The sequence below is a fragment of the Rahnella variigena genome (assembly GCF_003610915.1).
Lineage (GTDB): Bacteria > Pseudomonadota > Gammaproteobacteria > Enterobacterales > Enterobacteriaceae > Rahnella > Rahnella variigena.
On the sequence record NZ_NSDJ01000001.1, the window covers coordinates 4,170,794 to 4,192,573 of the forward strand.

Sequence of the window (21,780 nt, forward strand, 5' to 3'; positions counted from 1 at the left end):
TATCCACAAAATAATTCGAGTCGCAGAAAGGCAGCAAACGAAGCCATCCAGATGAGCTTACAAAAGTAAGTGATTCGGGTGGCTGAGAGTAGCCAGCGCATCTGCGGCTCGGATTATGAAGCGGATTTCCAGTGCGGAACTTGAAGGCTGATGATTAAGCCATGTGGCTGCGCGTTACGGGCATCCACTTTACCTTCATGCGCTAACATCACTTTGCGGGTGATGGCCAGACCAAGACCATAGCCTTTGCCTGACAGCGGCGATTTCACTCGCACGAACGGGTCGAAGATACTCGACAACTTATCTTCTTCCACACCCGGCCCCTGATCGGCCACTTCAATTTGCAGATACTCTTCAACCTGCGCCAGTGAAACAGTGATTGTTTGCCCGCGCGCAGAAAAACGCAGTGCATTGCGTACCACGTTATCGACAGCGCGTCGCATCAGCTCAGCATTGCCTTTCACGGTGTAATCCAGGTCATCCGCTGATTCGGGAAAGAGCGCAATCTCCACGCCCGGTAACTGCGCCTCATAGCGCGCGTCGTTCACCACCGCTTCCACCAGGCCGTACAGATCGAAGTACTCTTCATCCGGGATTTCACTGCTTTCAGTTCGCGACAGCGCCAGCAGTTCCCCGATCATCTTATCCAGACGTCCCGCTTCATGTTCAATGCGACTCAGCGAGCTTTCAACATTTGAAGGATTCTGTCGCGCCAGGCCGATGGCCAGCTGCAACCGCGCCAATGGAGAACGCAGCTCGTGAGAAACATCATGCAGAAGTTCTTCACGCGCCTTCACCAGAACCTGCAAACGTTCAGCCATGGAGTCGAAATCGCGTGCCACTTCTGACAGCTCATCGTGCCGCTTGCCCATGCTGGTAAACAGGCGTACCGATAAATCGCCCTGCGCCACCCGTCCGAAGGCTTTACGCATTTGCAGCATAGGTCGGGTCAGGTTCCACGCCAGCATCGCGCTGAACAGTAATCCGCCCAGTCCGCCCAGCCATAATAATGGCGGAGGCATATTCAGCCAGTCCCTGTGACGTCTCGGGCGATATTCATGCATCAGCCCGTCTACATCATATTTAAGCCGGTAGCCCTGCCCGTCAGGCCCCTGCACAAACTGCACGACTTCATGTGGGATTTTACCGGGTTCCAGATCCTTAATCGTATTGCCTTTGGCGGGCAGCAACGAAGGCGTTACGGAGAAAAACTGCCTGTCATCATCCGGCCAGTCGGCCATCATCGCGTTAAGTGCAGGCATACCGCCGTTGTGCAGCGTTGACACCGCTGACGTAATTTGCAGTTTTACAAAGCGTCGTGCAATGCCGCTTTCCGGCGGTTCGTGCGGATTATAAAAAGCAAAAACCACCCAAAGTCCCTGAGTGATCGCCACAAAAGTGAACCAGAATCCCAGCAGGATTTTCCAGAACAGTTTTCCGCGCATTCGTTTAGCGTATGCGATAGCCAATGCTGCGCACCGTTTCAATAGTCAGGATATCGCCACCTTCCAGTGACCCCAGTTTTTGGCGGATATTACTGATGTGAACATCAATACTGCGATCATAAGCTTCACGCGGACGCCCGAGGCCTTTTTCTGACAACTCATCTTTTGATACCACACGTTCAGGAGACCGCAGTAACAGCTCCAGCAGATTGAATTCAGACGCCGTCAGGTCAAAAGGAACCCCACGCCATTCGCTGCTGCGGGTAGCCGGATTCAGCGTCAGGTCACCGTAGTTAACGGATGAAGAATCAGAGTGCGATTCCTGCTGCTCTTCCACACGGCGCAATACTGCACGCAGACGCGCAACCAGTTCGCGCGGGTAGCAAGGTTTTGGCATGTAATCATCGGCACCCATTTCCAGGCCGATAACGCGATCGATATTGTCGCCTTTAGCGGTCAGCATGATGATCGGCAGACGACTGTTTTTACGCACCTGCCGCAGTACATCAATACCGCTCATATCCGGCAGCATAATGTCGAGGATCATCGCGGTGTATTCGCCGGACATCGCCCCTTCCACGCCCGCTTTGCCGGTCAGCACCAGAGAAGCGTCAAAACCTTCTGCAATCAGATATTCGCTGAGCATGGTTCCTAATTCGAGATCGTCATCGACTAATAAAATTTTCATTCTTTATTTCCGCCTGGCTAAAATTTTGGTCATTTTTACCACTAACCCTGCATTACGCAGCCGCTTTTACTCTTTTTTTACACAGTCTCTGACAGAATTTCATATCGCTTAAAGCGCAGTGTAAGGAACAAAGTTGTCGTGTTTAACACTATTCCTATTATAGAAGATTAAAATCAATCTGTTAGCGTCATTCAGAAAGCAAAAGGCAGGCGCAAAGGCCTGCCTTTATCATGTGACCGCGTTTATCGCTGCGAGTTCTTAATCAGAAAATACACCAGTCGAAAGGTAACGGTCACCGCGATCGCAGACAATTGCCACAATCACACTGCCGGGATGGCTTCTGGTGACACGCAATGCGCCCGCAACAGCGCCGCCGGAACTCACTCCACAGAAGATACCTTCTTCCCGCGCAAGAGCCCGCATGGTGTCTTCCGCTTCGCCCTGCCCCATATCCATCACTTCATCGACCAGTTCAGGGCTGAAAATACCCGGCAGATATTCCTGCGGCCAGCGGCGTATACCCGGAATGCTGCTGCCTGCAGAAGGTTGCAACCCGACAATTTGCACACCCGCGTGCTGACTGCGCAGAAAGCGACTGACGCCCGTGATGGTGCCGGTTGTCCCCATACTCGACACAAAATGCGTAATACGCCCTTGCGTCTGCTGCCAGATTTCCGGGCCGGTAGTCGTAAAGTGCGCGAGCGGGTTGTCCGGATTATTGAACTGATCCAGCACTTTCCCCTGCCCCTGTTGTTCCATTTCCTGCGCCAGGTCCCTCGCACCTTCCATCCCCTGCGCGCGGCTGACCAGCAATAATTCAGCGCCGTAAGCGCGCATTGATGCCTGACGCTCGAGGCTCATATTTTCCGGCATCAGCAATTTCAGCTTATAACCTTTCAGTGCCGCAATCATCGCCAGCGCAATACCGGTATTACCACTGGTGGCTTCGATCAGCGTGTCACCGGGATGAATTTCACCGCGCTTTTCCGCCTGCTCAATCATGAACAGCGCTGCACGGTCTTTTACTGAGCCCGCGGGATTATTGCCTTCCAGTTTGACCCAGATCTCGCTGTCGAGTCCCTCGGTCAGACGCTGTAATTTCACCAGAGGTGTATTACCGATGTAGTGTTCAAGCGTACTCACGGGCTTGCCTTATATTAAAAAGGTATATTGACTGATAAAAAACACATAAACAGATATCAGACGATAAAAAGGGCGGCTCGGAGACCGCCCTGAGAAACATGCTGATTAAAAAATATCAGGCGCTCTTCGCTAACGCAACGGGTTGTAGCTGCTGATCACCGGCATACAAGCGGCCATTCAGCCCGCCGACATAAAACCGATCGCCGCGCTGAGGTGCGCTATTACCGTGAGCTTCAGAAAGCACCACGGAAAGCGGTTCATCGTGCCAGCCTTCCGCCTGCACGATAAGCTGCCAGAAATGACCACGCGGGCTGACCTCCAGCACTTTTACCGGCAACGGGCAGCGCGCAGTACTGTGCGCGGTAATTTCCATTTCCCACGGACGCAGGAACAAATCGACCGCACCCTGATGTAGCGGCGGGTTCTCCAGCGGCCAGTGATGCGCGCCGACATACAACTGAGAACCGCGAATTTCACCGCCGATTTTATTCACTTCACCCATAAACTCCAGCACGAAGCGGGTCGCCGGCTCACGCCAGATTTCTTCCGGCGCGCCCACCTGTTCGATATTACCCTGGCTCATGACGACCACGCGGTCGGCGACTTCCATCGCTTCTTCCTGATCGTGGGTCACGAACACGCTGGTGAATTTCAGCTCTTCATGCAACTGACGCAGCCAGCGGCGCAGCTCTTTACGCACCTGCGCATCCAGCGCACCGAAAGGCTCATCCAGCAGCAAAATTTGCGGTTCGACCGCCAGCGCACGGGCCAATGCTACACGCTGTTTCTGACCACCAGAAAGCTGTGCCGGATAACGGTTGGCCAGATGGGCTAACTGCACCATCTCCAGCAGTTTAGTGACTTTCTGTTTAATCGCTTCGGCATTCGGACGCTCGCGGCGCGGCAGCACCGTCAGGCCAAAGGCGATGTTGTCGAACACCGTCATATGGCGGAACAGCGCGTAATGCTGAAACACGAAACCAACCTGACGGTCTCGGGCGTGGAGACGCGTCACGTCTTTACCGTGAAAACTCAGATGTCCGGCGCTCTGGTTTTCCAGTCCGGCGATAATGCGCAGCAGCGTGGTTTTACCGGAACCTGAAGGCCCGAGCAGCGCCACCATCTCTCCGGAAGCAATATCGAGCGAGATATCATTGAGCACTTTCGTGCGGCCAAAATATTTGTTGATACCGTTAATTTCAATGCTCATGACTTTCCTCCCGCTCAAGACGGTCGTTATGGCGTTTCAGACGCCATTGCAGGCCGCTTTTCAGAAACAGTGTGACAATCGCCATCAGGGTCAGCAATGCAGCGGCAGTAAACGCGCCTGCGGTGTTGTAGTCCTGATGCAGTAATTCAACTTGTAATGGCAGCGTGTAAGTTTCGCCGCGGATAGAACCAGAAACGACAGACACCGCACCAAACTCCCCGATCGCACGGGCATTGGTCAGCACCACGCCGTACAGTAATGCCCAGCGGATATTCGGCAAGGTCACGCGGCGGAACATCTGCCAGCCTGACGCGCCCAGTAAGACCGCCGCTTCATCTTCATGGCTGCCCTGACTCAACATCACCGGCACCAGCTCACGGATAACAAACGGACAAGTAACGAATACCGTTACCATCACCATGCCCGGCCAGGCGAACATAAACTGAATATTATGCGCATCCAGCCAGCCGCCAATCGGGCCGTTGGTGCCGTAAAACAGCAGATACAACAGACCGGCAACCACCGGCGAAACCGCGAACGGGATGTCGATCAGCGTCAGTAACAGCTGACGCCCCGGGAAATTAAAGCGCGCCACCAGCCAGGCCAGCAGCGTGCCGAAAATCAGGTTCACCGGCACGGTGATCAGCGCCATCAGCACGGTCAGCCAGATGGAATGCAACATGTCAGAATCAGACAGGTTCTTCCAAACAGCAGCAATCCCGTCGGAAAAGGCCAGCACGAAAATGCTGATCATCGGGATCACCAGCAGCAAAATACAAATCAGTAAACCGGTGCCGATCAGCGACCATTTTACCCAGTCGATACGCTGGCGTTTTTCGCCTGCAAAAGCCGGAATATCAGACATTACTGGCCTCCCAGACGACGGCCATAACGGCTCTGTAAAGTGTTAATCGCAAACAGCAACAGCAGCGAGGCGGCGAGAATAACCGATGCAATCGCGCTGGCTGCCGGATAATCAAATTCCTGCAAGCGGATGAAAATCATCAGCGAGGTCACTTCAGTTTTCCACGCAATGTTACCGGCAATGAAAATCACCGCACCGAATTCGCCCAGGCTGCGGGTAAAGGACAGCGCCGTGCCCGCCATCAAAGAAGGCATGACTTCCGGCAATACCACGCGACGGAAACTCTGCCAGCGCGAAGCGCCCAGCGTTTCAGCGGCTTCTTCATATTCCGGACCTAATTCTTCCAGCACCGGCTGCACGGTACGAACCACAAACGGAATGCTGGTAAAGGCCATCGCCACCGCAATACCAAGCCAGGTGTACGCCACTTTGATATCAAAGTGCGCCAGCCACTGACCGTAAAACCCGGTGGTAGAAAACAGGCCTGCCAGCGTTAAACCGGCCACGGCGGTCGGCAAGGCAAACGGCAAATCCATCAGCCCGTCCACCAGGCTTTTACCGGGGAATTCGTAACGGGTCAGGATCCACGCCATCAACATGCCGAAGAAACAGTTAAAAATACTCGCCACACCCGCCGCCAGCAGCGTCACTTTGTACGCTGCAACAACCTGACCGTTGGTGATCACATCCCAGTATTGCGCCAGCGTCATTTGTGACAACTGCATCACCAGCGCACTCAGCGGCAGCAATAACACCAGGCAGACGAACAGCAGGCTGCTGCCGAGGCTCAGGGTGAATCCGGGTAATACGCGTTTGCTCGACAACAACATTACTTGTGACCTTGCTCTAACAGTTTGTCCAGCTCACCGCCGGTACTGAAATGGGTTTCCATCACTTGTGGCCAGCCACCGAACTGATCTTCAACTTTGAACAATTTGGTATCCGGGAACTGCCCCTTAGCCGCTGCCATCGCCGTTTTGTCATACACACGGTAGTTAAAACTGGTGATAATTTTCTGCGCCTGCGGGCTCCACAAATAATTCAGGTAATCTTTTGCGGCTTTTTCTGTGCCATTTTTCTCGACGTTTTTGTCCACCCAGGCCACCGGGAACTCAGCCAGAATGTCCACTTTCGGCACAATCACTTCGTATTTATCGTCACCGTACTGCTTACGGATATTGTTCACTTCAGATTCGAAACTGATCAGCACATCACCCAGTCCGCGTTCCACAAATGTGGTTGTCGCGCCACGGCCGCCGGTATCAAACACCTGAACGTTTTTCAGGAAACTCGCCATTTTCTCGCGGGTTTTCGTCTGGTTTTTATTGTCTTCCAGATTGAACGCTCCCCAGGCACCCAGGTAGGTATATCGGCCATTGCCGGAGGTTTTGGGATTCGGAAACACCAGGCTCACGCCCGGCCGCGCTAAATCGTCCCAGCTGTGAATGTTCTTTGGATTACCCTTGCGGACCAGAAACGCCATGGTGGAATAAAACGGCGAACTGTTGTTAGGCAAACGACTTTGCCAGTCGGCAGGGATCAGATTCCCGCGGTCATGCAAAATCTGCACATCGGTCACCTGATTGTAAGTGACGACATCCGCTTTCAGACCCTGCAAAATCGCCAGTGCCTGCTTGGAAGAACCGGCATGGGATTGTTTAATATCAAGTTTGTCGCCGTCGTTTTGATCAGCCCACTGTTTCTGAAATGGCGGGTTCAGTGCAGCAAAAAGTTCACGGGACACATCATAAGAACTGTTGAGCAATTCAGTCGCCGAAGCCGCGCCGCTGGCCAGCAGCAGTGCCGCCACGGAACCTTTCAGCACGCTGCCTGTAAATCCGAGTGTTTTCATGCTTAGCCTTAGATGAGTGAACCGATATGCGACGCTGATAAATGCCGCTCAATATCACACAGTGTATTTATAACTGAGGGTCAGGCTGTAACGGTTTTATATACCATTTGGTGATTTTCAAGCATGAAAAGCTATAAGGCATTAACAAACGCAGGGGGAATAACAGAAGGGGAAGAGGCAGCGCGTCCGTGAAGGAACGCGCTGAAGGAACTTAAAGCGCTAAAAGACGTGTCAGTGATGGGGCGAAATAATAGCTGCCGGTCACCGGACGGGTGAAACGCAGCATCGCATCACGTTTACCATCGAGATCGCCAAACATGCTCAGCAGTTGTTTTTCGATGTTCCACAGACGGGCGCAATAGCTGATGAAATACAAACCGTGTTCGCCGCTGGCTGTGCCATAAGGCAGGCTCTGGCGCAGAATTTTCAGGCCTTTGCCGTCTTCTTTCAGATCAACACGACTGACGTGGGAAGTATCCGGGCGAGTTTCTGAATCCAGCTCTTCATCGGTGTCTTTGGTACGCCCGATGACGTCTTCCTGCTGCTGCACGGAGAAACGTTCCCATTGCACCAGATTATGTTTCCAGCGCTGAACCATCACGTAGCTGCCGCCAGCATCGACGCTGCCTTCAGGAATAATCGCCACCTGTGCGCGGGCCTCTGCTTTCGGATTTTCAGTGCCGTCAACAAAACCGCTCAGATCACGTTCTTCGATCGCACGGAACCCGTGGGTTTCTTCTTCAACGACAATGGAACTGCCGAACGCTTTCAGTGCCGCCCGTGCCAGCGCAAAGTTAACGTCATGACGAAGGGACTGTATATGCAACAACATATCGCGCTGCGTAGCAGGTGCCAGACCTTTGCCCAGCGGTTGGAAAGATTTCAGTTCATCCGCGCCCTGATTGCCGGATAAATCACGCCACACATCGTTGCCAAAGGCTACGACCGCACCAAGATGTTCGGTGGGAAATTTTTTCTGCATGTCTTCCAGTACAGCCACAAATGCACGGCAGCCCTGCCGGAGCGCATCCAGGTCACCCTGAGCTTTCGCTTCGATGTAAATCGCGAAACGGCAATGTTCGGGCAAAATGCCGCTCTGAACCTGAGTCATCTTCTCATCCTCGTTAATTTGACCGGCGACATCATACCGGATGTCAATAAAAATGCCTTGCGCGAAGGCAAGGCATTGAGGAGTTATTACGCTGAGAAACAGGTTTTACTGAGCAGTGGAAGCCTGAGCCGGATTAGCCCGCCAGATAATTTTGCTTACCTTCCAGTCTTTCAGCGCGTCGTCCGAAGGCATCAGTGATTCCGGGCCATGCCAGATCCCGCTGAAGACATAGGTGACGTGAGAACTTTGCGGCGCTTTACACTCGACGTTCTGCGCATCATCTCCCTCGCCTTTTACACACACATCGAAGGCTTTGCTGTAAAGGCTGCTGAATGACGTGCCGATTTTAACGCCCCATTCGCTTTCTACTTTAGGATCCACCACGTCAACACGCTGAACGTTGCCTTTCGGCTCGCCGCTGATCGACATTTTCACGTCCTTGCCGTCCATCGCCTGGAAGAAACTCAGCATTTTTCCGCCGCTCATCGACATGCCACTGCGCAAGGTATAATCGCCGTCCAGCGCATCTTTAATGGCCGTTTCTGTCAGCGCCGTGCTACCTGTTATCCCGCCTACTCCTTTATCGCTGACCGTCAGGCTGCTGCCAAACCAGTTGAGCGGATTCATGCTCGACCAGGAAACACTTGGCCACGACATGTTAGACATCGACGAACAGCCAGTCAGGATCAGTGGCAGCACCAGCAACAGGGGGCGAACCCGCAAGCGAACAGTCATTCCATACTCCTTTTCTGCCCGTTCCCGTTGGCCGGCGCGGCCTGGCGGACAAACCGACAGTGAATTAATATTTTAACAATTATTGTTAAGCGCCAGTTCGAGTGTATTTCTGGCAAAAAAGTTCAGCCCAAAAGGGAATATGCTTCAGGCCAGACGGTGTGAGGCATCAAAACAGGCGCGCAAACGGCGGCTCAATAACCAATACGCCAGTGCGGCCGCATCCAGTAATGCCAGCACGATATCCACACCAGAAATCATGTCAGTACTTTGCCATAATCCCAGAGCCTGCAATGCAAAAGTGACAAACATCCCGGCAAGAAGTAACCAGTATCCGGCCTGCCAGATGCGCGGCCAGACATGACGACGACCACTGAGCAAAAACACCAGCGCGGGCGGCAACCCCAGCAACATCCCGGACCAGAAACTTTGCTGATCGGGGTAAAACAGCGTCAGCAAATCACTTCCCTGCTGGCGGGAAGCACCCGCCATCACAAACAACAACCAGGTTCGTGCCTGCAAAATTAAAATCGTCCAGAACCACAGCGGCAATCGCAACATACCGTGGTCGTTATAATCATCCGGGTTCATAAAAAGAACAACGTTCCTGCAAATAAGGTTAAATCTAACAATCCCCAGTGACATACCTAAAATAATTTGATGTATGCCGGGTATACGCTTAAGAAACTGTTAAGAACAGTCTGCTTTAATGGTCTCCAGCACGGCAAGACATCCGAAACGATGTCATAGTTGTCGTTACTCCGGAAACGTTAAATTAAGGAAGACCTATTATGATGAAGAAGATCACTCTGGCAACCCTCATTGCACTTTGTTCAGCGACGGCGTTTGCTCAGCAAACCGGCGGCTTTAACGGTCCGTCAGCACAGGAAACGCAAACACAGTCTGCAGCACAGGGCGGTTTCACCGGTACCACGGCGCTGAGCACCGTGAAAGACGCGCAAACCATGAAAGACGATCAATGGATCATGCTGGAAGGTTTTATCGATCAGCGTATCGACCACGATAAATACATTTTCCGCGATAACACCGGCACCCTCAATGTAGAAATTGACGGCAAGCGCTGGCAGGGGCAGAACGTATCGCCGAAAGATAAAATCCGCATCGAAGGTAAAGTCGATAAAGACTGGAACTCTGTGGAAGTTGACGTCAAGAGCGTTAAAATTATCAAGTAATTCATGATGTAAAAAGCCCCGGCAGATGTGATTCTGCCGGGGCTTTTTTATTCAATGAAGAACAACGGGTAGATTAATATTCCTGATCTTCGATCAGCCGCTTACCCAGTAAAAGCGTATCCGAAATTTCATAACCCAGTTTTTCGTACATGCTGACCACGGCATCGTTTTCTGCACGCACCATTAAATTCATTTTCGGGCAGCCGCGGGCAATCAGTTTTTTCTCCAGACGATTAACCAGCGCGTTAGCGATGCCTCGTCCGCGATAATCCGGATGTACGCCGAGATAGTTAGCCGAACCGCGATGGCCGTCGTAGCCGCCCATCAGGGTGCCGACCACTTCGCCACCCACTTCTGCCACCAGGAAAAACTCCGGGCTGTGGTTAATTTTACGTTCGATATCCAGCTCAGGATCGTTCCACGGGCGCAGCAGATCGCAACGCTCCCATAAGGTCAGTACTTCTTCAAAATCTTCTTGACGGTATACGCGAATTTCCATCACTGTTCGCCGCTGTTAATAGGGGTTTACTTGATTATCGCGTGATCTGTTTGATACGCAACATCAAAATCACAGATTGTCTGCTTTATGAATGAATTTAAACCGCAAATTCAACATCTGAAGAAGATATTCCTGCCTATCACCGGACATTTATTCGGCCCTGATTTCATCCGCGACACAATATTCATAAAAAGTAATAGTTCTCAGATCGAAACTATAAAAAAGATACTCTATAACATAGAGCATTCTGCCTTTTTTCTGACGGTAACGGACTGATGTTAAACCCCCTGAACAAATTTCTGCATTTCCAGCCGCTTCCTGCTGCCGCCACACGCCGCCAGTTACTGCTTTCCGGACTCGGTTTAGCGATTGCCGCCTTTGGTTCCCGCTCTGCCAGCGCAGCGCAGCAGGAACACATCACCAAATCCGCCCCGGCACCTAAGCCGCCTGGCGCGAAGAAACTGGTGATGATCGATCCCGGCCACGGCGGTATTGATTCCGGCGCTGTCGGTCATGAGGGTTCGGAAGAAAAGCACGTAGTGCTGGAAATCGCCAACTATGTGCGGGAATTCCTGGGCGAGCAAAGCCATATTGAAGTCAAACTGACCCGCGACTCCGACCACTTTATTCCTCTTTATCAGCGTGTTGAACTGGCACATCAGCATCAGGCAGATCTGTTCGTTTCCATTCACGCCGATGGTTACACCAGCCCGACGGCCTCCGGTGCGTCGGTTTTTGCACTTTCCAACCGCGGTGCCAGCAGCGCCATGGCGCGTTATATGTCGAAAAAAGAAAATGACGCCGACCTGGTTGCCGGAGCGAAATACGCCAAAGAAGACAACAATTATCTGCAGCAGGTGTTATTCGATCTGGTGCAGACTGACACCATTAAAAACAGCCTCACGCTGGGGCATCACGTGCTCGACAGGATCCGGCCTATCCATCACCTGCACAGCCAGCAAACTGAACAGGCCGCATTTGCCGTTCTGAAATCCCCGTCGATCCCGTCAATTCTGGTGGAAACATCGTTTATCACTAACCATCAGGAGGAACAGTTGCTCAGCACAACAGCGTTCCGCCGTGAAATTGCTCAGGCGATTTCCCAGGGTATCGTGAACTTTTTCAGTTACTTCGATGCCAACGAGCGCAAGCCCCGATAACGTTTTCCCCACACCCAAAGCAGCCGCCTTTGGTGACCCGCAGGGTTTTGGGTATATAATAACGTCCACTTTTCTATCATTCAGCGCCCGCAAGGCGCTGAATGTCTTTTCAGTCAACGTCTGCGAGTTAGCCTGTGAGCCAATCCATTCCCGACATCCAGCAAGTCAAAACCTTCCTGCTCAAGCTTCAGGACCACATTTGCCAGCAACTGGCCGCTGCCGATGGCAAAGGTCATTTTGCTGAAGACCAGTGGGTTCGCGAAGAAGGCGGTGGCGGTCAGAGCCGGGTTATGACCCATGGCGCAGTGTTCGAACAGGCTGGTGTGAACTTCTCACATGTTTCCGGCGCTACCCTTCCGGCTTCCGCCACGGCACATCGCCCTGAACTTGCCGGGCGTAGTTTTCAGGCCATGGGCGTCTCACTGGTCATTCATCCGCTGAGCCCTTACATTCCCACCAGCCATGCCAATGTGCGTTTCTTCATTGCCGAAAAGCCCGGTGAAGCGCCGGTCTGGTGGTTCGGTGGGGGTTTCGATCTCACACCGTATTATGGTTTTGAAGAAGATGCCCGCCACTGGCACCTCACCGCGCAGCAACTTTGCCAGCCATTCGGCGATGACGTGTATCCGAAATACAAAAAATGGTGTGACGATTACTTCTTTATCAAACACCGCAATGAAGCGCGCGGCATCGGCGGTTTGTTCTTTGACGATCTGAACTCGCCAGATTTCGATACCTGTTTCAGCTTTATGCAGGCCGTCGGCAACGGCTTCACTGACGCCTATCTGCCCATCGTGGAACAACGCAAAGCCCTGCCGTGGGGCGAACGTGAGCGTCAGTTCCAGCTTTACCGCCGTGGCCGCTACGTCGAATTCAATCTGGTGTGGGATCGCGGAACACTGTTTGGCCTGCAAACCGGCGGGCGTACAGAATCTATTTTGATGTCGATGCCGCCGCTGGTGCGCTGGGAATATGGCTATCAGCCAGAAGCTGGCAGCCCGGAAGCCGCGCTGTACAGCGATTTCCTGCCGGTTCGCGACTGGCTGGCTGAAAAAGGATCTTCTGTAAACGGAGAGGCAAGTTAATGCAAATCTGGGTTGATGCCGACGCCTGTCCGAATGTCATCAAGGAAGTGCTGTTCCGCGCCGCTGAGCGCACCGGTATGATGGTGACACTGGTGGCTAACCAAATCATCCGCACACCGCCGTCGAAATTCCTGCGTACTTTGCGCGTGGAAGCCGGTTTTGACGTCGCGGATAACGAAATCGTTAAACGCACCGAGCCCGGCGATCTGGTGATCACCGCAGATATTCCTCTCGCGGCGGAAGTGATTGAAAAAGGCGGTGTAGCGCTCAACCCTCGCGGCGAGCGGTACACCACTGAAACCATCAAAGAGCGCCTGAATATGCGTGATTTTATGGACACCATGCGCGCCAGCGGCGTGCAGACCGGCGGACCGCCTGCGCTTAATCAGCGCGACCGCCAGCAATTTGCCAATGAACTGGATAAGTGGCTGCAACAAGCCAAAAAATAATCCGGTCTGGCTGTCGAAACCGAAGTACCACTACATTAATTAAAGGAATAAGAAATGGTCAAAAAGATCATCCTTGATTGCGATCCGGGGCACGACGACGCTATCGCGATGTTACTGGCTCACGGTAACCCCGACATCGAACTGCTGGCTGTTACCACGGTAGTCGGTAATCAGACACTGGAAAAAGTCACCCGCAACGCACTTGCCGTTGCTCGTGTGATTAACCTGACCGGTGTGCCATTTGCGGCGGGCGCAACGCGTCCGCTGGTGCGTCAGATTGAAGTGGCTGACGAAATCCACGGCGAATCAGGTCTTGACGGACCGGTGCTGCCGGAAGCCGCCATTACGCTGGAGCCGGTTCACGCCATCGACCTGATCATTGATTTGATCATGTCCCATCCACCGAAAACGATCACGCTGGTGCCCACCGGCGGGCTGACCAATATTGCGATGGCGGTACGTAAAGAGCCGCGCATTGCTGACCGTGTGAAAGAAGTGGTGCTGATGGGCGGCGGTTATCATGTGGGTAACTGGAGCGCAGTTGCCGAGTTTAATATCAAAATTGACCCGGAAGCCGCCCATATCGTGTTCAACGAAAAATGGCCGCTGACCATGGTCGGGTTGGATCTCACCCATCAGGCACTTGCCACGCCGGAAGTCGCTGCGCGTATTGCTGCGGTCAGCACACAGCCTGCCAAATTTGTCGGTGAGCTGCTCGATTTCTTCGGTCTGAGCTACAAAGATCGTCAGGGCTTTGATTCCCCGCCGGTTCACGACCCGTGCGCCGTGGCTTACGTGATTGATCCGAACGTGATGACGGTGCAAAAAGTACCGGTTGATATTGAGCTGACCGGCACGCTGACGCTGGGCATGACCGTTGCCGATTTCCGCGCCCCACCGCCGCCAGATTGCCACACGCAGGTCGCGGTAAAACTCGATCATCAGCGTTTCTGGGATCTGATCGTCGATGCGCTGGAGCGGATCGGCGAAGTGAAATACTGAGCCCGTCATTTGATTAAAAGGGCGCGCGTTGCTGCGCCCTTTCAGGTTTAAGCAGGCAGGTTCAAAGAGTCAGGGTTAAAGAGTTAGAGTTAAAGAGTTAAAGTTAAAGAGGCTCGGTTTGTGCCTCCACCACGGCTAAAGCCACCATATTCACAATCCTGCGTACCGAAGCAATCGGTGTCAGAATATGTACCGGTTTCGACACCCCCATCAGCACTGGTCCGACAGTCACGCCTTCAGAGCACGATACCCGCAGCAGGTTGTAGCTGATACGCGCCGATTCCATATTCGGCATAATCAGGATATTGGCCGAACCTTTCAGCGGGCTGTCCGGCATGATGTCCTGACGTATGCTTTCCACCAGCGCCGCATCGCCATGCATCTCTCCGTCGATTTCCAGCTCAGGATCAAGCTCGTTTACCAGCTCCAGCGTACGTCGCATTTTCAGCGCCGCCGGACTGTCTGACGTGCCAAAACTCGAATGCGAAAGCAATGCAACCTTTGGCTCAATACCAAAACGCCGCACCGTTTCTGCCGCCATAAGGGTGATTTCTGCCAGCTGTTCCGGCGTCGGATCGTCGTTAACGTAAGTGTCTGCAATAAACGTATTGCCGCTTGGCAGCAGCAACGCATTCATCGCGCCGGCAACGTGCGCACCTTCGCGAAAACCAAACACTTTCTCCACGATGTCGTAATGCTCATGATAGGTGCCGACCGTGCCGCAAATCATCGCATCAGCTTCACCACGCAACAGCATGATGGCGGAAATCAGTGTCGGATTACCAATCACCGCGCGCCGCGCCTGCTCCTGAGACACACCGCGTCGTTTCATCAGCTCATAATATTCGCGCCAGTACTCATTGAAGCGCGGATCAGATTCGTTATTCACCACTTCAAAATCGCGGCCAGCTTCCAGTTGCAGCCCCAGCTTTTTAATTCGCATGGCGATAACGCTTGGCCGCCCGACCAGAATAGGTTTGGCCAGCCCAAGGGAAATTAACTCCTGCGTAGCCTGTAATACGCGTTCTTCTTCACCTTCCGCCATCACCACGCGCCGGGCATCTTTCTTCGCCTGCGAGAAAATGGGCTTCATAAACAAATTGGTTTTATAGACGAATTCCGTCAGCTTTTCGGCGTACGCATCCAGGTCTTCAATAGGGCGCATCGCCACACCAGAATCCATTGCCGCTTTGGCAACCGCCGGTGCAATTTTTACAATCAGCCGCGGGTCAAAGGGTTTCGGAATGATGTAGTCCGGGCCGAAAGACAACTCTTCTTCTCCATAGGCAGAAGCCACCACATCACTTTGTTCTGCCATCGCCAGATCGGCAATCGCATGAACACAAGCCAGTTTCATTTCTTCATTGATAGTGGTTGCACCAACGTCCAGCGCGCCACGGAAAATGAACGGGAAGCACAGCACGTTGTTGACCTGATTGGGATAATCCGACCGACCTGTACAGATGATGGCATCAGGGCGAACCGCTTTCGCCAGCGGTGGCAGAATCTCCGGTTCAGGATTGGCAAGCGCCAGGATCAGCGGATCCTTCGCCATGGTTATCACCATCTCCTGCGTCAAAACGCCGGGACCGGAACAGCCGAGGAAGATGTCAGCTTGCGGAATGGCATCGCCCAGCGTGCGCTGCCCGTTGTCGTCAATGGCATACGCTGCTTTGGTTTCGGCCATATTTTCTTCGCGGCCTTTATAGATAACGCCACGGGAATCACAGGCCGTAATGTTGTGGCGCTTAAGTCCGAGCGCGACCAGCAGATTCAGACAGGCAATAGCAGAAGCCCCCGCGCCGGACACCACCAGCCGGACATCCGAAATATTTTTGCCCACCACGCGTAAACCGTTGAGTACCGCCGCCGTACAGATAATCGCGGTGCCGTGCTGATCGTCATGAAACACCGGGATCTTCATGCGTTCACGCAGCTTTTTCTCGATGTAAAAACATTCCGGCGCTTTGATGTCTTCAAGGTTGATGCCGCCGAATGTCGGCTCCAGCGCGGCAATCACGTCGATCAGTTTATCTGGATCGTTTTCATCGACTTCGATATCAAACACGTCGATACCCGCGAATTTTTTGAACAATACGCCCTTCCCTTCCATCACCGGTTTACCGGCCAGCGCGCCGATATTACCCAGTCCGAGAACCGCCGTTCCGTTCGAGATAACAGCCACCAGATTGCCACGAGCCGTGTATTTGTAAGCGGCCTGCGGATCTCTGGCGATCTCCAGACAGGGAGCGGCAACACCGGGTGAATAAGCCAGCGCCAGATCACGTTGTGTGGCGAGGGGTTTGGTGGGCGAGACCTGAATTTTTCCGGGCACCGGGAATTCATGAAAATCGAGCGCACTTTGCTTGAGTTGTTCGTCCATCGTAGGGTCCTTTTCTTGTTTCTTATTTTTGCAGAGACAACAGGGTACGGGTAAACATCACCATCAGGTTTTCCCGCTGACCAGTATAGATAACCCTGCCACGACGAAGGGTGAATAACGACCAAAATTTGACCGTTACATTGTTTGCTTTTCATTCATGGAAGACGTCTCGTAAAAATCAACTAAGCTTAAAGTTTGTCCTTGCGCTTTTCTCGTCAGACGCCCAGTTTAAGCAGCAACAAAGGCCACCATTGTTGAGACCCATTGCAGTAATCAGAAAAAGCGCATTCAGTTTATTAACAGAATGATGCAGGGTAGGAGCCCTGCAAACCAGAGTCAGACGACCTTATTGCTGTATCGTTTTTTCTCGCTAAGGAGCTAAGAGATGAACCAGTTAGACGCACTAAAAAAAATCACCACCGTCGTTGCCGACAGCGGTGACATTGAATCTATCCGTCATTTCGAGCCTCAGGATGCGACCACCAATCCTTCGCTGATCCTCAAAGCAGCCGACCTCCCGCAATACCAAAACCTGATTAAAGACGCGCTGGACTATGCCCGTAAACAAGGCGGCAGCAAAGAGACTCAGGTGATCAATGCCACAGATAAACTGGCCGTTAATATCGGGGTGGAAATCCTGAAGAGCGTGCCGGGCCGTATCTCGACTGAAGTCGATGCACGCCTGTCTTTCAACAGTGAATTGTGTATCGAAAAGGCCCGTAAACTGATTGGCCTGTATCAGGATCAGGGCATTGATAAATCCCGTATTCTGATCAAACTCGCTTCCACCTGGGAAGGGATCAAAGCCGCAGAGAAACTGGAAAAAGAAGGCATCAACTGTAACCTGACCCTGCTGTTCTCATTCGCACAGGCACGCGCCTGTGCAGAAGCCGGTGTCTACCTGATTTCTCCGTTCGTTGGCCGTATTTACGACTGGTACAAAGCCAAAGAGCCGAACGCAACGTATGACGTGGAAAAAGATCCGGGCGTTAAATCGGTTCGCGACATCTACGACTACTACAAATCCCACGATTACCCGACCGTCATCATGGGTGCCAGCTTCCGTAAAGTGGAACAAATCCTGGCGCTGGCAGGCTGTGATCGCCTGACCATTTCTCCTAACCTCCTGGAAGAACTGAAAGCCAGCAATGAACCGGTTGAACGTAAATTACAGCCTTCCGGCAAGGGTGGAAAAAAACCCGCTCCTCTGACGCAGGCTGAATTCCTCTGGGAACACCATCAGGACGCCATGGCCGTTGAAAAACTGGCGGAAGGTATCCGCGCATTCGCCGTCGATCAGAAGAAACTCGAAGATATGCTTTCAGCACAGCTTTAGTTTCAACCGTAGTTTAAAAATCTAACCTCAGCTGAGTCACCTGGCAGACCGGTGGCAACTCCGCACTTTTGTCATCTGGCTCAGCAAAGTGACCCATCCGGAGAAAAATATGCCTTCTCGTAGAGAACTAGCGAATGCTATCCGTGCGCTTAGCATGGATGCCGTCCAGAAAGCGAATTCCGGACACCCCGGCGCCCCGATGGGGATGGCCGATATCGCCGAAGTCTTGTGGCGCGATTACATGAATCACAACCCGACCAACCCGAAATGGGCCGATCGCGACCGCTTCCTGATGTCCAACGGCCACGGCTCGATGCTGCAATACAGTCTGCTGCACCTGACCGGTTACGACCTGCCAATGAGCGAACTGGAAAACTTCCGCCAGTTGCATTCTAAAACACCAGGACATCCTGAATACGGTTATACGCCGGGTGTGGAAACCACCACCGGCCCGCTGGGTCAGGGCGTTGCCAACGCCGTGGGTTTTGCGATTGCTGAACGTACGTTAGGCGCGCAGTTTAACCGTGAAAATCACGAAATCGTCAACCATCACACCTACGTTTTCTTAGGGGATGGCTGCATGATGGAAGGGATTTCCCATGAAGCCTGCTCGCTGGCCGGTACCCTGAAACTCGGTAAACTGACCGCATTTTATGATGACAACGGCATCTCCATTGACGGACACGTCGAAGGCTGGTTTACCGATGACACGGCCAAACGTTTCGAAGCTTACGGCTGGCATGTCATCCGTGGAATTGACGGCCAAAACTCCGACGCCATAAAAGCGGCAATCGAAGAATCTCATAAAGTCACTGACCGCCCTTCCCTGCTGATGTGCAAAACAGTGATTGGTTTCGGTTCGCCGCACAAAGCCGGGACTCATGAAGCACATGGTGCCGCACTGGGTGCCGACGAAGTCGCCGCCACCCGCAAGGCGCTGGGCTGGAACTATCCGGCCTTTGAAATCCCGCAAGATGTTTATGACGCCTGGGATGCTAAAGAAGCGGGCAAAGCCAAAGAAAAAGCCTGGAACGATAAATTCGCCGCTTATGCCAAAGCCTATCCTGAGCTGGCCGCTGAATTTGACCGCCGCGTTAATGGCAAATTACCTGCGGACTGGGAAACCAAAGCACAGGCATTCATCGAAGGTTTGCAGGCCACACCTGCGAACATCGCCAGCCGTAAAGCCTCACAAAATACTCTGGAAGAGTTTGGCAAAATTTTGCCTGAATTCCTCGGCGGTTCCGCAGACCTTGCGCCAAGTAACCTGACCATGTGGTCGGGCTCAAAATCACTGATTGAAGACCACGCCGGTAACTACATCCACTACGGCGTGCGTGAGTTCGGCATGACGGCCATCTCCAACGGTCTCGCGCTGCACGGCGGTTTCCTGCCTTATTCTGCGACCTTCCTGATGTTCGTTGAATATGCCCGTAACGCGGTACGTCTGGCGGCGCTGATGAAAATCCGCAACGTCTTCGTGTATACCCACGATTCGATCGGTCTGGGGGAAGACGGTCCGACGCACCAGCCGGTTGAGCAAATGGCCAGCCTGCGTGTGACGCCAAACATGAGCCTGTGGCGTCCGGCTGATCAGGTCGAATCTGCCGTGGCATGGAAATATGCCATCGAGCGCAACGACGGTCCGGTTGCACTTATCTTCTCGCGTCAGAACCTGACTCAGCAACCGCGTACCGCTGAGCAGCTGGCAAACGTGGCGCGCGGTGGTTATGTGCTGAAAGACTCAGACGGCACGCCGGATGTGATTCTGATTGCCACCGGGTCTGAAGTAGGTATTACGGTAGAAGCCGCGGATAAACTGGCCGCAGCGGGTACTAAAGTGCGGGTAGTCTCTCTGCCTTCGACTGATGTGTTCGACAAACAGGACGAGGCTTACCGAGAATCTGTGCTGCCGAAAGCCGTGACTGCGCGCGTAGCGGTGGAAGCCGGTATCGCCGATTACTGGTACAAATACGTCGGCCTCAACGGTGCAATTGTCGGCATGACCTCTTTCGGGGAATCTGCACCAGCAGAGCAACTGTTTAAAGAGTTTGGCTTTACCGTTGATAACGTTGTCGCAAAAGCGCAGGCGCTGTTGAAGTAAAAGATGTGAAGTAATTCTGTGTAGTTTATTCCCTCTTCATCTCAGGAGAGGGAATTCCTTCTATTTCCGCCCCGCTGACTTGATGAATCTGCCTCTCTCCGGTAAAGTCCCGTCCCTTCTTTGGCATGGGGAACAATGATGTTTATTGGATTTGACTACGGTACAGCGAATTGCTCAGTTGCAGTAATGCGCGATAATAACGCCCATCTGCTGGCGTTAGAAAATAACGATCCTTATTTACCCTCCATGCTTTGTGCTCCGACACGTGAAGCGGTCAGCGAATGGCTGAACCGTCACGGACAGGTTCCGGCAGGCAGTGATGAAAATCTGGCACTGTTGCGCCGCAGCATCAGCTTTAACCGCGAGGAAGATATTCCGGTTAATGCCAACAGCGTGCATTTCGGTTTGCAGGCGTTGTCGACCTATATGGAAGATCCGGAAGAGGTGTACTTTGTCCGCTCTCCGAAATCCTTCCTGGGCGCGAACGGCCTGAAACCTCAACAGATTGCCCTGTTTGAAGATCTGGTCTGCGCAATGATGTACCACATCAAGCGTCAGGCCGAATCCGTCTTGCAGGAAAGTATTGAACAGACCGTGATCGGCCGCCCGATCAACTTTCAGGGTATGGGTGGTGAAGAGGCCAATGCTCAGGCGCAGGGCATTTTACAACGTGCCGCTGAGCGCGCCGGTTTCCGCGATATTGCGTTCCAGTTTGAACCGGTCGCCGCAGGTCTGGATTTCGAAGCGACACTGACGGAAGAGAAAACCGTGCTGGTCGTCGATATCGGCGGCGGTACCACGGACTGCTCAGTATTGCTGATGGGCCCGCAGTGGCGCGATAAAGCTGAGCGTCAGAACAGCCTGCTTGGTCACAGTGGTTGTCGCGTTGGCGGTAATGATCTGGACATCATGACTGCGTTCAAACAACTCACACCGCAGTTTGGTATGGGCAGCGAAACGCAAAAAGGGATCGCTATTCCGGCCCTGCCTTACTGGAATGCAGTGGCGACCAACGATGTGCCTGCACAGTTAGATTTCTACAGCGTGGCGAATGGTCGTATGTTGCGGGATCTGATCCGCGATGCCGCGCAACCGGATCTGATCAAACGCCTGCTGAAAGTCCAGCAACAGCGTCTGAGTTACCGTCTGGTGCGTGCCGCAGAAGAAAGTAAAATTGCACTTTCTGAACGTGAAAGCGTTACGGCTGCGATGGACTTCATTGAATCCGGTCTGGCGGAAACCATCAGCCAGCAGCAACTGAGTGACGCGATTTCTCAGCCGCTGGAACGCATTCAGGAACAGGTCAGTCTGGCACTGGCCAGCAGCGAAATTAAACCTGATGTGATTTACCTGACCGGCGGCAGTGCGCGTTCGCCGCTGCTGCGTGCTGCATTACAGACGCAGTTACCGGGCATTCCGCTGGTCGGTGGCAATGATTTCGGCTCGGTCACCGCCGGCCTGGCCCGCTGGGCACAAACGTTGTTCCGTTAAGTTTTAAAGATGCAGATAAACAAAAACCGCCT

General features: G+C 53.1%; 20 protein-coding genes. 8 read left to right on the plus strand and 12 right to left on the minus strand.

Going from position 1 to position 21,780, the window contains the following annotated elements:
* Positions 1–113: 113 nt before the first annotated feature.
* The 10 genes from CKQ54_RS19180 to CKQ54_RS19225 all read right to left on the minus strand — a co-directional run bounded on the left by CKQ54_RS19180 (position 114) and on the right by CKQ54_RS19225 (position 9,637).
* Entirely contained in the window at positions 114–1,445 is a 1,332-nt protein-coding gene (locus CKQ54_RS19180; protein WP_181955541.1) for a HAMP domain-containing sensor histidine kinase, read from the minus strand.
* A 4-nt stretch (positions 1,446–1,449) separates the two neighbouring features.
* Positions 1,450–2,133, minus strand: coding sequence for a response regulator transcription factor (locus tag CKQ54_RS19185; protein WP_101076260.1), 684 nt, complete (start codon positions 2,131–2,133; stop codon positions 1,450–1,452).
* 258 nt (positions 2,134–2,391) lie between these two features.
* Positions 2,392–3,276, minus strand: a complete 885-nt coding sequence (cysM, locus tag CKQ54_RS19190; RefSeq protein ID WP_120161609.1) for a cysteine synthase CysM — start codon at positions 3,274–3,276, stop codon at positions 2,392–2,394.
* Between the two features lie 115 nt (positions 3,277–3,391).
* On the minus strand, positions 3,392–4,486 hold the full coding sequence (gene cysA / locus CKQ54_RS19195; RefSeq protein WP_120161608.1) for a sulfate/thiosulfate ABC transporter ATP-binding protein CysA: 1,095 nt from the start codon (positions 4,484–4,486) through the stop codon (positions 3,392–3,394).
* Positions 4,476–5,351: a sulfate/thiosulfate ABC transporter permease CysW gene (gene cysW / locus CKQ54_RS19200; RefSeq protein WP_112290701.1), complete on the minus strand. Its 876-nt coding sequence runs from the start codon at positions 5,349–5,351 to the stop codon at positions 4,476–4,478. The genes cysA and cysW overlap by 11 nt, the downstream gene beginning before the upstream one ends.
* Positions 5,351–6,181 carry a sulfate/thiosulfate ABC transporter permease CysT gene (gene cysT / locus CKQ54_RS19205; protein ID WP_112290699.1) on the minus strand — a complete coding sequence of 277 codons (831 nt, stop codon included), beginning with the start codon at positions 6,179–6,181 and terminating at the stop codon, positions 5,351–5,353. The genes cysW and cysT overlap by 1 nt, the downstream gene beginning before the upstream one ends.
* Positions 6,181–7,203: a thiosulfate ABC transporter substrate-binding protein CysP gene (cysP, locus tag CKQ54_RS19210; RefSeq protein ID WP_120161606.1), complete on the minus strand. Its 1,023-nt coding sequence runs from the start codon at positions 7,201–7,203 to the stop codon at positions 6,181–6,183. The genes cysT and cysP overlap by 1 nt, the downstream gene beginning before the upstream one ends.
* A gap of 211 nt (positions 7,204–7,414) precedes the next feature.
* Positions 7,415–8,314: a Dyp-type peroxidase gene (locus CKQ54_RS19215; protein ID WP_113876015.1), complete on the minus strand. Its 900-nt coding sequence runs from the start codon at positions 8,312–8,314 to the stop codon at positions 7,415–7,417.
* 105 nt (positions 8,315–8,419) lie between these two features.
* A complete protein-coding gene (locus CKQ54_RS19220) occupies positions 8,420–9,049 on the minus strand; it encodes an RpoE-regulated lipoprotein (RefSeq protein ID WP_120161604.1) in 630 nt (209 codons plus the stop codon).
* Positions 9,050–9,193: 144 nt separating this feature from the next.
* On the minus strand, positions 9,194–9,637 hold the full coding sequence (locus CKQ54_RS19225; protein WP_120161602.1) for a DUF2919 domain-containing protein: 444 nt from the start codon (positions 9,635–9,637) through the stop codon (positions 9,194–9,196).
* A 203-nt stretch (positions 9,638–9,840) separates the two neighbouring features.
* Here CKQ54_RS19225 and CKQ54_RS19230 point away from each other — a divergent pair, with 203 nt between their 5' ends.
* The gene (locus CKQ54_RS19230; RefSeq protein ID WP_208644635.1) at positions 9,841–10,239 is read left to right on the plus strand and encodes a YgiW/YdeI family stress tolerance OB fold protein; all 399 of its coding nucleotides are present in this window, start codon (positions 9,841–9,843) and stop codon (positions 10,237–10,239) included.
* Positions 10,240–10,312: 73 nt separating this feature from the next.
* Here CKQ54_RS19230 and CKQ54_RS19235 read toward each other — a convergent pair whose 3' ends face one another.
* A complete protein-coding gene (locus CKQ54_RS19235; RefSeq protein WP_013574419.1) occupies positions 10,313–10,738 on the minus strand; it encodes a GNAT family acetyltransferase in 426 nt (141 codons plus the stop codon).
* Between the two features lie 275 nt (positions 10,739–11,013).
* Between CKQ54_RS19235 and amiA the strand changes: the two genes are divergently transcribed.
* The 4 genes from amiA to uriH all read left to right on the plus strand — a co-directional run bounded on the left by amiA (position 11,014) and on the right by uriH (position 14,434).
* Positions 11,014–11,898, plus strand: coding sequence for an N-acetylmuramoyl-L-alanine amidase AmiA (amiA, locus tag CKQ54_RS19245; RefSeq protein WP_120131685.1), 885 nt, complete (start codon positions 11,014–11,016; stop codon positions 11,896–11,898).
* Between the two features lie 134 nt (positions 11,899–12,032).
* The gene (gene hemF, locus CKQ54_RS19250; protein WP_120161597.1) at positions 12,033–12,983 is read left to right on the plus strand and encodes an oxygen-dependent coproporphyrinogen oxidase; all 951 of its coding nucleotides are present in this window, start codon (positions 12,033–12,035) and stop codon (positions 12,981–12,983) included.
* Entirely contained in the window at positions 12,983–13,432 is a 450-nt protein-coding gene (locus tag CKQ54_RS19255) for a YaiI/YqxD family protein (RefSeq protein WP_112288886.1), read from the plus strand. Before hemF ends, CKQ54_RS19255 begins: the two co-directional genes overlap by 1 nt.
* A gap of 54 nt (positions 13,433–13,486) precedes the next feature.
* On the plus strand, positions 13,487–14,434 hold the full coding sequence (uriH, locus tag CKQ54_RS19260) for a uridine-preferring nucleoside hydrolase UriH (protein WP_120161595.1): 948 nt from the start codon (positions 13,487–13,489) through the stop codon (positions 14,432–14,434).
* 103 nt (positions 14,435–14,537) lie between these two features.
* Here the strand turns inward: uriH and maeB are convergent, their stop codons facing one another.
* A complete protein-coding gene (gene maeB, locus CKQ54_RS19265; RefSeq protein ID WP_120161593.1) occupies positions 14,538–16,817 on the minus strand; it encodes an NADP-dependent oxaloacetate-decarboxylating malate dehydrogenase in 2,280 nt (759 codons plus the stop codon).
* A gap of 385 nt (positions 16,818–17,202) precedes the next feature.
* Between maeB and tal the strand changes: the two genes are divergently transcribed.
* From tal to yegD, 3 genes are all read left to right on the plus strand, one after another.
* Positions 17,203–18,153 (plus strand): transaldolase, encoded by a 951-nt coding sequence (gene tal / locus CKQ54_RS19270; protein ID WP_120161592.1) that lies wholly within the window; start codon positions 17,203–17,205, stop codon positions 18,151–18,153.
* 109 nt (positions 18,154–18,262) lie between these two features.
* Entirely contained in the window at positions 18,263–20,257 is a 1,995-nt protein-coding gene (gene tkt / locus CKQ54_RS19275) for a transketolase (protein WP_120161590.1), read from the plus strand.
* 138 nt (positions 20,258–20,395) lie between these two features.
* Complete coding sequence (gene yegD, locus CKQ54_RS19280) at positions 20,396–21,748, plus strand: molecular chaperone (protein WP_112288891.1); 1,353 nt, start codon at positions 20,396–20,398, stop codon at positions 21,746–21,748.
* Positions 21,749–21,780 lie beyond the last annotated feature (32 nt).